Below are 15,107 nucleotides of genomic sequence, written 5' to 3' on the forward strand. Positions count from 1 at the left end.
TTTTCCAGGCAGCAAAAATCAGAATCCGGAAACGCGCAAGCGCACTGGCGCGATCATCGCCAGCTATGTGCTCGAGCATGTGCGGACAGGCAGGCTACCGATCTACCAGCTCGAGCCGCATTTCAAGGAAACGCAGAATATCTTCGAGGAGAACGCGAAGTATTTTGCGAATCTGGAGCGCGCACGTCCGCGGATCACCGAAGCCGTCGACCGGGAGCGGGTGCGCCGGGCGGCCGCACTCCTGAACCACCAATTGAAAGCCGGAGGGCACGGTGCCGGGCTCCTTGCATCGCTCCTGCAGATGCTTAATGCGCTTAAACCGTTCAACTTTCCGGAAAACAAAAGCGCGGAACGGCTTGAGGCGTGGGACCGCTTCGTGAAGTTGAACACGCGCACGGGCGGGATCTACCCTGCGTCGCGCGCAAGCAGACACTTGTGCCAGATAGGCGAGGACGAGATCGCGACCGTATTGGACGTCTTCGACGAAACCGATGGTTCGTTGAGCGATGAGGAGAAGGGTTTTGTTTCGCGGATCGCGACCGTGATGAAAACGCGGATTGAGTACTTTTCATCGGAGAAACAAAAAGAGTCGGGCAATATTTCCCGAGATGCCGAAGCGATCGCGCGGCTTTATCTGGTGAATGCGCGGCTTGCCGCCGCCGCGAAGGGCCGGCCCGATACCGCCTGGCGGGCGGTTTTTGTGACGGGCTCCAAGGCTGTCACGGAGGCCTGTTATGAAGACCCGGTCGCAAGCCGGGAAAAGCTTCCGACGCTAACGAGGATTCACGGTATCGAACCAGCGATTGCCGAGGGATTTTCCGGAAAATTCGTCAGGCATGTTTGGGCCTATACCACGGAAGCGCTCCTGGAAACCGATGGCCAGGCGAAATTCCTCGGCTGGCTCGACGGTTTGCTGGGTGCGGAAGCGCACCCGACGCACTTCACCGAGCAGCGGCTGACGGAGATCGTACGCAGATCCCATGGCAGGCCATCGGACAAGCGCTCCGGCAACGAAGAGGGGGGCACACCGAAATCACCCGGGACGATATCGTCGAGTGGGAACGGGTCGTTACAGATGCGGTCACCCGCGAACGCTTCAATCATCTTGGCATCGATCAAGCCGCCGCGAAGAAAATCCAGGACCGTATTGCAGACAAATTGAGTTTTGGATCGTTGGATGACCTGGTCGCCAGGGTCGACGAGCAGTTCCAGCGGGCAAAGGACCGGGCGTTCGTCGAACTTTCGGAATCCGGCGCGCTCGCCGTCGTTGCCGGGCAGGATTTCGGGGAACGGAATCCGCCCGACCTCGCCTTCGGCTCGCTTGAACACACCAACAGGATCTTCCAGCGGCTTTGCGACCGCGAGGACTACAATGCGGAGGCTTTTCACGCCGATTTGCAGGCGGTTGGGCGCGATTGTCATGTCCCGGATCTTGACGATCCTGACGATGATGGCGACGACCGGCAGCGCAATCATCTCAAGTTTCTGGTCATCGGGGCCGCATTCGCTGCCGCGAACAAATGGGGTGTGGCGCTGAGCCAGGGAGAGCGCGCCGTCGCCATCGTGGAGCGGATCAAGGGGACGTACCCGCCGCCGATCCGGGTCAGGGAAGAAAACGGTCGTCCCCTTACGCATATCTCCGGCCGGGAGGCCTATTTTCTCTGTGCGTCCGCGCAGCGGATATCCGCGTCGAAACCCTGGGAACTGCAGCGCGCCCGGCAGTTGCTCGACAAGGCGAAAGAAGCACTTGAGATCGATCGGGAGAAGGGCTTCGCTAAAAAGACCACCAAGGTGAGATTTTGGAGCGAAAGCCTGGCGATCTCGCTAAGCGAATACTATCTCTTGCGATGGATAAACGAAAAATTGCAAGATAGTAATAACGAAGAAGAGCGTTATTGCGATAAAAAGGCCAACCGAACATACGATCATTTGGACCATCTTCTTTCGCATATAGAGACGGAAGCCCGCCTTGGAGCGAGATTCAGCGACCCGTCCGCGGACTTCCGCCGCTTGGGTCGCATTACGATCGTCAGCATTGCGGTGAACATCATTCAATGTTGCGTCATCCGGGCTTTCCGTGTCAGCAAGGAGCGACCCGACAGTGCGGTGTTTGCCGCAGGCGCCGACGATCTCAAACAGGCGATGTCGTTGCTCGACGATTTGCTTGATCCTCAACAGACACGGCACATCGAGACAGACAGCCGCGTTGGAAACCGGTTCGTGAGACGGCGCTGATCAACGCCTATCGCAAGGCCGGCGCCCTGCTACTCAATAACCCGTTGCCCGAAACGTCTTTCGACGGCGCTGGTCGCGCCTATGGCAAGCGGGTGGCGGTCTACGATGTCTGGCGGTTCGAACAACTGGAACTCTTCTTCAAGGAAATGGAAGAAATCGATCCCGAAAAGCGCCTTCCTCTGCTGAACGGCGAGAGGCCGTAGCGGAATGTCCGGCCGCTTTTGGTGACGTTGCGGATCCTTGTTGTTGCTTCTCGATAACCGTCCTGACGTGCCGCGCTTTCTTGTTTGAAGGACGCTCGGCATCTGGCAGACGGGCGTTATTTTGTTTCCTCTAGGGAAGGTCGTTGCGCAGGCCGGCGCGCCGCATCGGGGAGGCGACGCCTGCCTTGCGGCAATTTTTCCGCCGGCGGCCGGCAGACGCCATGTTCCAGGCGATAGGTGCGTCTTCTCGAAAGCGGTGATCCGGTCCTGGTGTTCAAGGGTCGCGGAGAGTTCATCGAGGCCCCGCTCCAGCCGGTACTTCAATCGCGGGGCGATCTCGAACGTTCCTGAGAGAGATCCGATGCGCCAACTCTGGGCCGGCAGGTCGACCTCTCCCTTCGTCCCCGCTTTTCTCTCAGGAGGGCGAGGAGTTTCTCAACCTGTTCCGCCGGCTGTTCCAAGGTCAAAAGACCGTTCTTCCCGGCGTTCGATTGAAATATGTCGGCAAAGCTCGGCGCGATGACCACCTGCACGCCGTAGTCCATAAGCGCATAAACCGCCGCCTCGCGCGAAGACCCGCAGCCGAAGTTGTCAGCCGCAACGAGTATTCCGGGCGGCGACTTGAGGTGGTTCAGCGGGAAATCCCGGGCGGGCGTGCCGTGCTCGTTGAAACGCAAGTCATGGAAGCACTGGTCGCCGTAGCCCTCGGAACGGGACCGACTCATGAAGCGCGCCGGAATGATCTGATCGGTGTCCACATTGGCACGTGGTAGAGCGGCGGCCTCGGCCATGATCGTCTGAATGGGCTTCATGTGTCTTCTCCAGCGGTGAGGAGAGTTCGCGCGTCACAGATCTGACCAGTGACAGCTGCGGCGGCGGCCATTTGCGGGCTCATCAGGTGGGTGCGTGCCCCCGGACCCTGCCGTCCGCGGAAATTCCGGTTCGAGGTCGAGGCGCAGCGCTCCCCCGCCGCGACCATGTCTCCGTTCATGCTGACGCAGAGCGAACAGCCGCTTGCGCCCCATTCGGCCCCGGCGGCGCGGAAGACCCCGGCGATCCCTTCGGCTTCGGCCTGCCGCGCAACATCGTCCGAACCTGGCGAGACAAGCAGCGGTACCGCCACCTTGCGCCCCTTCAGCACCGCAGCCGCCGCACGAAGATCGCTCAGCCGGCCATTGGTGCAGCTTCCGATGAAAGCGCGATCCACGTCGATCCTGGTCATGGGCGCTCCGGCGCTGAGCCCCATGTAGGTCAACGCGTCTGGATCGGCGTCAGGGGGAACGGCGGCGTCCACAGGAGCGACCTGCTCGGGGCTCGTACCCCAGGTCACCATCGGCGCGACGTCGGCGGCGTCCAGCTCAAGCTCCCGGTCGTAGGCCGCTCCCTCATCGGGCCACAGCGCGCGCCAGTCGGCGACCGCGTTCTCCCAGGCGTCACCCTTCGGCGCCATTGGCCGGTCCTTCAGCCAGGCAAAGGTCGTCTCATCCGGCGGTATCAATCCCGACCGGGCTCCCATCTCGATCGTCATGTTGCAGAGCGTCATACGCTCTTCCATCGTCAGCGCCTCGATCGCCTCGCCGTGGTACTCAACGGCATGTCCGGTCGCGCCGCCGGTTCCGATCCGCCAGATGATGAAAAGCGCGAGGTCCTTGGCGGTGACACCTCTTGGCAGGCGTCCCGTCACCCGAACCCGCATCACCAGCACCGGCGTCTGCCATAGGGTCTGCGTCGCCAGCACATGCGCCACCTCTGAGGCCCCTATGCCGAAGGCGAAGGCTCCGAACGCACCATGGGTCGCGGTGTGGCTGTCACCGCATACGATCGTGGTGCCCGGCAGGCTCAGTCCCTGCTCAGGCATTGCGACGTGGACGATCCCGCGCCGCGGGTCGCCCAGTCCGAAGCTGTCGATCCCGAACTCGCGGGCGTTGCGGTCGAGCCGCTCGACCATCGTTGCGCTCACGTCTGCAGCGCGTGCGGGGTTCGACGGGACGTAATGATCAGCCACACCAAACGTCAGTTCCGGATGCCGAATCGTTCTCCCCGCCTCGCGCAGCCTGGCGAAAGCGTGATGCGAGCCTTCGTGCAGATAATGTCGGTCGACAAAAAGCAGGTCGCTGCCGTCCTGGGTCATCACGCGATGCGAGTCCCAGATCTTTGCGACGGTGCCACGGGGATCTGTCATTTTGCCTCCTCAGCCTTCGCCGCCAGGATGCGAGCGGGCGTTGCGCCGACCGACGAGCACGACGATCACGGTCAGCGCCAGAAGAACCAGCATGGCGATCGTGACCGGACGCTCCAGCAGGAAAGACGGATCTCCGCCCGAAATCTGCCAGCTCCGCGTCAGTTCGCCCTCGGCCATCGGACCGATCAGCAGCCCCACGACCGTCGCCGTCACCGGGTATCCATAGCGCCGCATCACCCAGCCAAGCGCCCCGGCCCCGGCCACGGTCAACGGCCCGACCATCGAACCGGTTATCGCAAATGCGCCCATCATCGAGACCGCCAGCACGAAGGGGATCAGGTAGCTCAAGCGCACCTTGACGATAGAACTTGCAAGAAAGACGAAGATGATCCCGACGGCGATCAGCAGGATCGCCTGGACGATGTTGCCGAGGATCAGCGCATAGACGACGTCGGTGCTCTCGGAGATGAAGCGCGGACCGCCGGTCACGTTGTGCATCGCGAAGGCACCAAGCAGGATCGCCGTGCCCGCTCCGCCCGGCAGCCCGAGCGCGAGAAGTGTCACCATTCCCCCGCCCTCGGACGAGGAGTTGGCTGCCTCCGACGCGATAACGCCGTCCGGGTTGCCCTTGCCGAAACCCTCGGTGTCGGTCGAAAGCCGTTTGGCAGCAGCATAAGAAGCGAGGTTCGCAACGCTGGCGCCGACGCCCGGGATGATGCCGATGGCCGTTCCGATCGTCGAGCCGCGCAACACCTGTGGCCAGGCTCGTATCGTATAGAGCGCCCCCTTCAGGATCGGCTTGAGGCGCATTTTCCGCAGTTCCCGGTCGGCAACGAGGTAATCCCCCTTTCCGGCCATGTTGATCAGTTCCGAGGCAGCAAAGAGCCCGATCAATGCGGGGATCGCGGGGATGCCGTCGAGAAGGTACATGCTGCCGAACGTGCCGCGCATCAGGCCGGTGTTGGAATAGCCTATGGTGCTGACGAGGATGCCAAGCAGTCCTGCCGCGATGCCCTTGGCGACGCTGGAATCGTTCAGCACCGCAATCAGCAGCAATCCCCAGAGCGCGACCGAAAGCATCTCGGTCGGGCCCAGCATCAAAACAAGGCTTGCCACGGGGCTCACGATAAAGAGCAGGATCAGGTACCCAAAGAGCGTTCCGATTGCCGAGGCGACGAGCCCGATACCGAGCGCCTCGCCATGCTGGCCTGCACGGGACATCGGGTAACCGTCGAACGCGGTGGCCACGGCGCTCGAGGTGCCGGGGATGTTCATGAGGATCGCGGGCACCGCGCCGCCGAACCCGCCGCCGGTGAAGATAGCCGTCAGGAAAAGGATCGCCGGCAGGAAATCCATGTACAGCGTCGCCGGGAGAAACACCGCCATGGCGATCGAGATGGAAAGGCCGGGGATCGCGCCGAAGATCAGCCCGATGAAAAGCCCGGGAATCACCACCAGCCATGCCATCGGGTCGCTGCCGAGCAGGGTCAAGGCCCCAAAGAATGCGGTGAAGTCGATCATGATTGATTATGCTCCAGGACCATTCAGCGCCGTCAGACCAAAAGGACCGGCAGGCGGACCATCAACAGGTCGACAAAGACCCATGTGATCGCAGCCGCGCCGCCAATCGACGCCAGCGCAAGTTTCCACCAGCAGCGCTCTCCCTGCACCAGCAGGCAGAGAAGGATGAAGATCACGGTGCCTACGTCGAAACCGATCCAGGGCACGGAGCAGGCGTACAGGCCGGTCAGCGCGATCAGGATGAGAGGCCGCGCCGCGTCGCCGCGTGCCGCCGCCACCAGCCGGTCGACAGTGGGTGATGTGCGGATATCGGCGATACCGGCCCAAAGCGCGGCCGCGGCGCCGATGGCCGCTCCGGGAACGATCAACAGCCAGTCGGTCGTGCGTCGCGCAACCTCGGCCACGGAAACGGCATAGAAAATCATGACTCCGGCGATGACAACGGCCAGACCGAGAGCTCCCCAGTTCCGGCGGCTTCGGGTCGGTCTTTCCTGTTTTTCCCCGTGCTGCATCTCGTGCCCCTTCGAATGGTCAATGGCGGGCGCAAAGAGTGCGCCCGCCGCGCGTCGATCAGTTGATCACGCCGCTGAGTTCGGAAAGCGCCCCGTAAGCGCCATCCACCATCTCCTGGCTGGCTTCGGGGCCGATCCAATCCGAGCCTACGCCAGCTTCGCGGGCCGCAGCCTTGTATGCGTCGCTGGTGACGACCTTCTTATAGGCGTCGAGCAGTGCTTCGTAGCGGTCGGGATGCTCGTCCTTCAGGGCAGACGGCACGATCAGGCCGCTGATATTGCCGCCAATGATCGGCTGCTTTTCGGCCCCAAGCGCAACCAGCGCGTCATTCAGCAAGGGGGCCCCCATGCTGTCCGGATCATTGTCGTTGACAATCGCGAGCACCTTGAGGCTGTCCATGATCGAAGCCGCGCCACGGGCGGCCAGGACCTCGAAATCGACCTGATTGCCGGCAAGCGCCGTCCGCAAAGGAGCACCGCCATCATATGTGACGAAGCGGACGTTTTCCACAGGGATGTCCAGCGCGTTCATGGCAAGGATGGTCTGAAGATGCCCGCCATTGCCGTAGATGATCCCCGAAGACACGGTGCCCGGCTCTTTCATCGCCTCGACGAGTTGGTCGAAGGTCTCGTAGGGGCTGTCGTTATGTACCGCCCAGATCGCGTAGTCGTTCCACTGCGCGTTCAGAAGGCTGAAGTCCTCCCACTTGACCGGCGCGCCGCCAACGAGAATGGCATTGGCGAGATAGGGGGTCGCCTGCATCAACAGCAACGTGTTTCCGTCTGCAGGCTGCTGGATGAGGTAGGTCGCCCCGAGGCCGCCTGCACCGCCGGGACGGTTCTCAACCACCACCGGAACGCCGAGCTCCTTGCTCATCGGGTCGGCCAGGGTCCGTGCCATTCGGTCTGCGGAGCCGCCGGCATTGAAGGGAACGATGATCGTGATCGGCCCTTTGGGCCAGCCTTCGGCGGCCTGAACGGTGCCGGTGCCGAGACCCAGAGTAAACAGGGCTGCGGCCGCGAGACCAAGGAAGCTGCGACGCGAGGCGTCTTTGAAACTAGGCATGTGATCCTCCCAGAATATTGTTTAGGCTCGATTCGCCTACCCCAAATTGCTAAATAATCCTATTGTTATGTCAATAGTACATTTCACTTGGATTGGGCGTTCGAAGCGACTAATCATTGTGAAAGAGATTGCTCATCCTGTTGAAAGACACCGCTCATCCTGTTGGAGGAGGCATGAAGAAGACGCTTATCGAAGGATCGACGCACCCCCGCATACAAGCGGATGATACCCCGCTTCCCAAGCACCACCGCGTCTACCTCGTTCTCAGGCAAGAGATCGAGGACTGGGTCTATTCCGATACCGAGCCGATGCAGGGCGACCTCGCACTGGCAGAGCGTTTCGATGTTTCCCGGATCACGATACGCAAGGCGATGGACCGTCTGGCTGCCGAGCGCATGGTCGAACGCCAGCGTGGCCGCGGCACGTTCGCGCGCAAGCGGGACGGCCAGCCGTCCCCCGTCACGGCGAGTCTTTCGGGAAATATCGAGAACCTGCTCGCGCTTGGCCTGCAGACCGACGTCGACCTCATCGAATTCACCTATGCGGTCGCGCCGCCACACATTTGTGCCGCCATGAACCTGCCTGCCGGAACGGTCATGCAGCGCGCGATCCGGGTGCGCAGTCTCGACGGCCTGCCCTTCAGCCATTTGACGACATGGCTGCCCGAAGAGATCGGGCGCAGCTTCGGCGCCGAGCAGATGCGGCAGACGGCGCTTCTGCGTCTGATCGAACGTGCGGGACACCCGATCGCCTCGGCACGCCAGGTCATCACGGCCAAGCTCGCCACTCCGGAGGTCGCAAATCTGTTGGAAATCGAGCCCGGCGAGGCGCTGCTGGCGGTGCGCCGCATCGTATACGACGAGGCTGGACGGGCGGTCGAGCACATCAACGGCCTCTACCGGCCCGACACATACGAACATGAAATGGAATACGTCCGCAGTCGCACCCCGGAGGCGGAATTATGGACAACCCGAGACACACGCAACGGGGCCGACACATGAGCGATTTGAAAACCATGCTGGCCGATTCGAGCCGCGGCATAGTAGCGCCGGGGGTCTACGACGCCTTGACCGCGCTTCTGGCCGAGCAGGCCGGGTTCGACTGTCTTTACCTCTCCGGCGCCTCGATCGCCTATTCAAGGCTGGGTCGGCCCGACATCGGTCTTGTGTCGGTGTCCGAAGTAATTGCGACCACCGAGCTCATCACCGATCGGGTCGACCTGCCCGTGATCGTCGATGGCGACACCGGCTTTGGCAATGCGCTGAACGTGCAGCGCACCGTACGCGGCTTCGAACGCGCGGGCGCACAGGCGATCCAGCTTGAAGACCAGAGCTTTCCAAAGCGCTGCGGCCATCTTGCCGGGAAGAAGCTGGTCGGCAAGGAGGAGATGGTCGGCAAGATTCGCGCAGCCCTCGATGCCCGCGACAGTGATCGTCTTCAGATCATCGCGCGTACCGACGCCATTGCCGTCGAAGGGTTCGATGCCGCCCTCGCGCGGGCCGAGGCTTATGCCGAGGCTGGTGCCGATGTCCTCTTCATCGAAGCGCCGCGCTCGCCGGAACAGCTGGGCGCGATCGCCGAGAGGTTTTCCGGACATGTCCCCCTGCTCGCCAACATGGTCGAGGGAGGGATGACCCCGATGAATTCGGCGCAGGATTTGCACGACCGCGGCTTTCGCATCGTCATATTCCCCGGCGGTGCCGCCCGTGCAATGCTGCGTCAGGGCCAAGCCTATTACGCGAGTTTGAAAGACAACGGCAGCAACGCCCCGTTTCGTGAGCGGATGGCTGATTTCGACGAACTGAATGACGTCATTGGCTTGCCCGAGATGCTGGAGTCCGCGAAAAAATACGAATGATGCAGCGCCTTGTTTCACAAATCGGCTGAGGGGCTCACCGCGTGACACGGTGCTGTCAGACCAATTCGAACCAGTCTCTGCAAGGACAGTGAGGCTGCCCCTTGTGCCGCGCTGTGAACAGCCCCTGGGGTCTTTGACGCCTTGAGCTACTCCCCGGATCGTTGGACAGATTTCGGCGTAACTCAAGCCACTCGTTGTATCTGCCGATCAGATTGGTGTTGTTGAACGCTATTGCCAATAGACCACCGCAGGCGACCTGTCGCCAGGGGCTGAATGCGGGGGCTTCCGATTGCATAAATCACTCCATTTCCGGACACCGGCCTGGCCCGTTAGCCGGCTTCCCATGGATCGAGATGCGCACGCCGAGACCTGGTTCGACCGGTCCACCCTCAGTCCCTTGAGCAGATATGGCCAGATCTTGTGTCCCTTGGCCGGTCTTGAGGTGTTGGGCTTCTGGTCGATCGGCATCAGACCCATGAGCCGCATCAGCCGCATGATCCGCTTCCATGGACGGATCATGGTGGGATGAACTTCCGAAGAACTCGCCCTTCCGAGACCGGTTCCTCGCCCCCTCAGGGCTTTCAGGGCGACCTTCGCCTTGCTCCCCGCGCGCGCTGCTTGCGTTTCGACATCTCAGACCTGCATGTTCTTGAAGACCGGCACACCACAAGCCGGAGCTTACGTCAGACCGATTTTCGGGAGGTCCTCCGCTCTCTCCCCCGAGGGCTCTGTGACACAGCCTACATCACGGCTTTCAGGAACATTATTTGATAATTTAAAAGAGGTACCGCTTCTTCGATTTCCTTCGAGGAGGCAAAATTGGAACTATCGGATCTGGAAGGGGCAGCACGGCGCTTTGTGCGTGAGTGTCGCGATATCAAATCGTTGTCGGCGAATACGATTAGCGCATATGAGCAAGATCTTGCTGAGTTCGAGGTGTTTTTCGGGGCGGAGGAGGTCGGAAGCGAGATCGATGTGACTCTCGTTGGCGATTATATCCAGTGGCTGCGCGAGAGGCGGGAACTCAAGCCGGCAACGATCCGGCGGCGCATCGCGTGCCTCAAATCCTTCTGTCGTTGGTTGAAGGAACAGGGGCTGGCTTTACAGTCGCCTTTTGACGAGAAGACTATTGTCGTCCGTATCCCCAAAAGATTGCCCCGAGCCCTGACCCGAAGCCAGGCCAGTCAGGTCGCAAAAGCGGTTTCCGAAGAGCCAAGAGTTGCGGGTGTCCCGCGACGGGGAGACGCGATGCTATCGCAACATGACCCCTTGTCGGATCCATGCGATCCAAGGGTGACGACCCATCTCGCCGTAAGCCTCATGCTCGCCTCGGGAATGCGGGTGGGTGAACTGACGGCAATCCGACTGGGCGATATCGATCCGACCTGTTCTGTGATCAACATTACCGGAAAGGGGTCGAGGGAACGAACTGTCTTCCTGACCAACGCCCGATTGGTGCATGTGCTCCGCCGTTATATCGCCGCGCTTGTGGAGCATTGCGCGGCGGATAACGTCCTCCTGCGCAATGCACGAGGCAGGGCTTTGACCCCGCAGGCGCTACGCCTTCGCCTGCGCAAGCTTGGAGACCGTCTGGCCTTTTCGCAACGCCTCACTCCGCACCGGTTCCGACATACGGCCGCGACGATCCTTCTGGAGGAAGGCGTAGACATCCGCTACGTCCAGCGCCTTCTTGGGCATTCCAGTATTTCGACAACCGAGATCTACACACATGTGACGGATGTAAGCCTTCGTCAAGCGCTGGAACGAGCAGATGTGGTCGGGCGAGTGGGGATTTGAGGAGGGAGATGTATCGATAACTGAGAATTATCAATGCGTGAGCGGCAGCCCGATGCGCGTTTATGGACCGCCATAGGTATTCAAGATAAAGTGTCCGACATGCTGGGCAGAATACTATCCGGCGACGTGAGTGCGGCAGTGATCACTGGGCCGCCCGGGTGCGGCAAGACCTGGTTGGCGCGCAGTATCGGCGCAAGCTTTGTCGAGGCGGGTGGCGTCGCATTTCGTGGGGTAGGAGATGATGGTGAGGCGAACCGCCGATTGTACCCCCTGCAACGTGCTCAGGCTGAAACGTCTGGCTACTTCAAGCCGGCGGTCACAGTGGGAAAAGCGTTAGCAAATGTTGCTGCCAAGGTGGCTTCGGGAGGGATGTTTGATGCAGAAGGTGCTCTCCAAGCCTTAGATGCCGAAGCTGCAAGGCGCAAGCGTGGCTCCATGTTCCTGGCGGAAGACGAGCAATCTGTGCTCTCAGATCTCGCGGTCCACGCAGGTGGAAGACCGGCGCTATTAATCGTCGAAAACCTGCACTGGTGGGATCGGGACTCTCTTTCCCTTCTACGCACGATGCTGAAGCGGGAAGTTGTGACTGCTTTCCCGTTTCTCGGTCAGCTGCGGGTAGTAGCAACGACGACAAATTCTGATTACCAGCAGCCGATTTGGAGGGAGGCTTACTCCAAGCACGTAGTGCCGCTGCTTCCGGTAGAGATCGAAATGGGGTACGTTGAGCGCTCCCAATTACGGACCCTACGACAGGCACTTGCCATCCCGGACGCAGTCAAGGATGAGGATTTTGAGTTTGTACATGGAATAAGCGGCGGCCATCTCGCAGTGATTGGTGAGGCCTGCCGTTACCTAAGCGATAGTGGAACCACCGTGAATGAGCTGGCGCCGGAAGACCGCGCGCGATTTGTCGAAGACCTCTTCTTGCAGCGCTTACGAAGCATTGGAACTTTAGGAGATGTCGCAAAGGAACTGCTTCACGCAGCTTCGGTCATCGGAAATACGGCCTCACGGGTGGAGCTGCTTTGTGTCTATCGACACAATGGAAGTGATCCAGAGCTAGCGATCCAGTTATGTCGAGATTTTGGATTCTTGGAGGATCGCGGTGATGTAGTGGAGTTTCGCCACCAATACATAAAGGAGTTTTTTGCCAAGGATCTCGGGCCGGAAGAAAAGACACTACGTCGAGCCTTCTCAGAATGCTTACGCCAGCTCACCCCTCACGATTATCAAAGGCGAGCGCGAAACATCTTGAAGTCCGGTGACCGCAAGAGTGCCGCTGATCTTTTTGTCGCAGCCGCCGCAGAAAACCTACGCTTCGGACGACCACCGCATCACCTCATGCACTCCGAAGAGAAAGAGCTCGTTCTCGAAGAGGGACTGGGGCCGCTAGCAGATTGCCTCCAGGAGGCATATTCACTGCTATCCAGAGGAAGATTTGACGAAGCTTGCACGCTCATGGATCAACAAAGTCCAATATACTCTCCGCTTGTACTGGCAGAAATTGAGTATGTTCGATCCCAAGGCGACCTCAACTCGCGAGATGCCGTTAGAAGGGCAAGGATGCTCGAAAGGCTAAAGGAATGGGGGCACCACATCGACGCGGAATTCGAGCAGGGATTACGTCTCGCCATGTTGTATCGCTCCGGTCTGGTGTTGGAGTTTGACAAGACCAGAGCACGCTCCATCGAAGGAGATCTGACCCGGAGGCTCAGCGAAAGGATCCGATACGACGAAATGGCCGAGTCAAAAATCCATATGCTAGGTCGTAGCGCGGAGAGCTTGTTCCTTCCAGACATAGCGCTTCATCGCGCCCAGAGGGCTGTACAATTTCATAGGCCGGAGGTTGGGGGCACTCCAAAGGAGCCGGCTGAATACTTTCGCTGTCTGACTAATCTGACAGCACTTAATATCGGCAACGGAAACTATAGCGCTGCGGAGTCGCTAGCGCTAGAAACGGTGGCGCTGGCTGATAGGTTTGAGGATGTTGCTTTTCCCAGAAGCGACATGGTGCGCTCCATGCTCGTCATGGCCCAATATCGTGGGGGTGCCGTATCGGCAGCGGCGGCGGCGGACGAGCTGATCGCTGTCATCCAAAACTATGGCTTGAGCGGCGATCCCTACTATACCAAGAACCATCTGGCTGTTTATTACTGTCTTTCCAAAAAGCTAGAAGAAGGAATTGCGCTATTCTGCGAACTGAAAGCTCAGCTCGAAAAGATAGGCGATCCTGAGCCGAATCCCCTTTATTTCGTGAGTTCAAACCTGTGCTGTGCCAGGTTTCTAAACGGTGAAAGCCCTAAGACTAGCAAAGCTGAATGGGCCGCTTTGGGCGAAGTCGTTAATCGCATTCCATACGAAACTAGGCATTTGCTGAAAAGACGTCATGAGTTAATGGCGCCCCTTTTTGACAAACCGTGCGCGTTATCCCCAGCAAGTTGGGATACTTATCCTCTCAACGAAGAGGACAATCCTTTGCATCCGTGTTGGATCGAAATTGGTCGCGGTTTCAGGATGCCAGATGTGCAATTTTGGTCTATGTATTAGCGGCGTAGCTCTTGACTGAGGCTTGCCCCGATAAGCAGAAGAGGGGTGTTTTCAAATGCGATTCCACGCTTCTTGAGAATGTGTGCAAGTGAACTCGCCTCAGACGTTCCAGGGTTGTCAGCGATATCAATCACGTAGGCTTTGCCAGCCGATGTCACCCTAAAGTCGACGCGACCAACATTTGACATCGCCATCAGCGCAAAGGTGCTTAGGGCGTTATCCGCGATCGCTGACCGTGTCTTTTCTGGTAGATCGTCGCAGTCACTGTAAACAATCCCACCCGGACGATAATGATCATCGAATACCAGATAGCTTCCGTTTGACTTTGGACCGTTAGAAGAACTTGCTTCGGCTAGTCCAACCATCATCGGTGTGCCGTTGTCCACGACAAGCGCGTAGATTTCGCGTCCTTCAATGAATTCCTGAACGCAAACAGGCTGACCGATATCGTCGGCCAAATCTGCGATGCGACGCTCCATCGCTTCGTCGAAAGGGCCGACCGTGCTCTCTGAGACCCCTATACTCCACGCCTCGTACGTGGACTTGCAAATCACCTTTTTCCCCGGTTTTGGTTTTCCGGTAATCCAGCCATGTTTGCTGTCATATGACCAGGTATCAGGCACCCCGATTTTTGCTTGGCGCATGAGCATCGATTGGTGATGCTTGTGTCTGGTGATCGCCGCAGAGTAGGCGTCGGCATGCCCATAGTGATAACCGAACAGCCTAGCCAGGAGAGCGCCCATTGAACGCCGTGCTGGACCAAATCCGTCGCGATGTCCTCCGCCTTCTGTTTTATCTAACACTACTGTGGTGCTTGCCCTCGCCGGAAAAGCCTTTCCCTCCAAGGCAAGCTGCATGAACCTCTCAAAACCAAAAACCGTCTGACATGCGATCCCGCAGCGCTGAAACGTCCCAGCAAGGAAGTTCAACTCGGTGTCGCTGATCATTCGTTCCTGAAATCTCACCGATTTGAGCGAACTCATGCGGTCCGCTGCTGCAGTATCGTCAGCTATTATAAGGATCGCCGTACTGTGAGCCTGCTCAATCGTGAGGTCGATAAGCGCCTGCAACTCGGCAACTGTAGCCCATCTTGGTACCGTCGATGGCATTGATAATTCTCAGTTATGTGAAATTGACAATCACACTACCCTAGCGGAAGAAGCGTATCTGGCAACCGCAAACTGCT

General features: G+C 59.4%; 13 protein-coding genes and 1 pseudogene. 7 read left to right on the top strand and 7 right to left on the bottom strand.

The annotated features are described in order from the left end of the window. The 3 genes from BLU32_RS00005 to BLU32_RS21535 form a co-directional block, all read left to right on the top strand. A partial coding sequence (locus BLU32_RS00005) for a hypothetical protein (RefSeq protein WP_157727411.1) occupies window positions 1-1,162 on the top strand: 1,162 nt, incomplete at its 5' end. A 233-nt stretch (window positions 1,163-1,395) separates the two neighbouring features. Continuing rightward, entirely contained in the window at window positions 1,396-2,235 is an 840-nt protein-coding gene (locus tag BLU32_RS00010; RefSeq protein ID WP_157727413.1) for a hypothetical protein, read from the top strand. Window positions 2,236-2,279: 44 nt separating this feature from the next. Further along, on the top strand, window positions 2,280-2,438 hold the full coding sequence (locus tag BLU32_RS21535; protein WP_157727415.1) for a hypothetical protein: 159 nt from the start codon (window positions 2,280-2,282) through the stop codon (window positions 2,436-2,438). 320 nt (window positions 2,439-2,758) lie between these two features. On the opposite strand, the gene leuD is transcribed toward BLU32_RS21535, so the two are convergent. The 5 genes from leuD to BLU32_RS00035 are packed head-to-tail and all read right to left on the bottom strand — an operon-like array spanning window position 2,759 to window position 7,719. After that, entirely contained in the window at window positions 2,759-3,250 is a 492-nt protein-coding gene (leuD, locus tag BLU32_RS00015; RefSeq protein WP_093804425.1) for a 3-isopropylmalate dehydratase small subunit, read from the bottom strand. Continuing rightward, window positions 3,247-4,620: a 3-isopropylmalate dehydratase large subunit gene (gene leuC / locus BLU32_RS00020; RefSeq protein WP_093804426.1), complete on the bottom strand. Its 1,374-nt coding sequence runs from the start codon at window positions 4,618-4,620 to the stop codon at window positions 3,247-3,249. Before leuC ends, leuD begins: the two co-directional genes overlap by 4 nt. Window positions 4,621-4,629: 9 nt before the next feature. Further along, the gene (locus BLU32_RS00025) at window positions 4,630-6,141 is read right to left on the bottom strand and encodes a tripartite tricarboxylate transporter permease (RefSeq protein WP_093804427.1); all 1,512 of its coding nucleotides are present in this window, start codon (window positions 6,139-6,141) and stop codon (window positions 4,630-4,632) included. 32 nt (window positions 6,142-6,173) lie between these two features. After that, window positions 6,174-6,653, bottom strand: a complete 480-nt coding sequence (locus BLU32_RS00030) for a tripartite tricarboxylate transporter TctB family protein (RefSeq protein ID WP_093804428.1) — start codon at window positions 6,651-6,653, stop codon at window positions 6,174-6,176. Between the two features lie 58 nt (window positions 6,654-6,711). Beyond that, window positions 6,712-7,719 carry a tripartite tricarboxylate transporter substrate binding protein gene (locus tag BLU32_RS00035; protein WP_093804429.1) on the bottom strand — a complete coding sequence of 336 codons (1,008 nt, stop codon included), beginning with the start codon at window positions 7,717-7,719 and terminating at the stop codon, window positions 6,712-6,714. A 173-nt stretch (window positions 7,720-7,892) separates the two neighbouring features. Here BLU32_RS00035 and BLU32_RS00040 point away from each other — a divergent pair, with 173 nt between their 5' ends. After that, the gene (locus tag BLU32_RS00040; RefSeq protein WP_093804430.1) at window positions 7,893-8,720 is read left to right on the top strand and encodes a GntR family transcriptional regulator; all 828 of its coding nucleotides are present in this window, start codon (window positions 7,893-7,895) and stop codon (window positions 8,718-8,720) included. After that, window positions 8,717-9,577 carry an oxaloacetate decarboxylase gene (locus BLU32_RS00045; protein WP_093804431.1) on the top strand — a complete coding sequence of 287 codons (861 nt, stop codon included), beginning with the start codon at window positions 8,717-8,719 and terminating at the stop codon, window positions 9,575-9,577. Before BLU32_RS00040 ends, BLU32_RS00045 begins: the two co-directional genes overlap by 4 nt. A gap of 366 nt (window positions 9,578-9,943) precedes the next feature. Here BLU32_RS00045 and BLU32_RS22225 read toward each other — a convergent pair. Continuing rightward, window positions 9,944-10,081 (bottom strand): annotated as a pseudogene (locus BLU32_RS22225) (IS3 family transposase); the annotation flags it as partial. Window positions 10,082-10,396: 315 nt separating this feature from the next. On the opposite strand from BLU32_RS22225, the gene BLU32_RS00055 reads away from it, so the two are divergent. Together BLU32_RS00055 and BLU32_RS00060 are read left to right on the top strand one after the other, a co-directional pair. Continuing rightward, window positions 10,397-11,374: a tyrosine-type recombinase/integrase gene (locus tag BLU32_RS00055; RefSeq protein WP_093804433.1), complete on the top strand. Its 978-nt coding sequence runs from the start codon at window positions 10,397-10,399 to the stop codon at window positions 11,372-11,374. Window positions 11,375-11,407: 33 nt separating this feature from the next. After that, window positions 11,408-13,921, top strand: a complete 2,514-nt coding sequence (locus BLU32_RS00060; RefSeq protein ID WP_093804434.1) for an AAA family ATPase — start codon at window positions 11,408-11,410, stop codon at window positions 13,919-13,921. Here the strand turns inward: BLU32_RS00060 and BLU32_RS00065 are convergent. Next, window positions 13,918-15,030: a hypothetical protein gene (locus tag BLU32_RS00065; RefSeq protein ID WP_093804435.1), complete on the bottom strand. Its 1,113-nt coding sequence runs from the start codon at window positions 15,028-15,030 to the stop codon at window positions 13,918-13,920. The genes BLU32_RS00060 and BLU32_RS00065 overlap by 4 nt on opposite strands. Window positions 15,031-15,107: the final 77 nt, after the last annotated feature.

Origin of the sequence: Stappia sp. ES.058 (genome assembly GCF_900105595.1) — a bacterium.
Classification (GTDB): domain Bacteria; phylum Pseudomonadota; class Alphaproteobacteria; order Rhizobiales; family Stappiaceae; genus Stappia.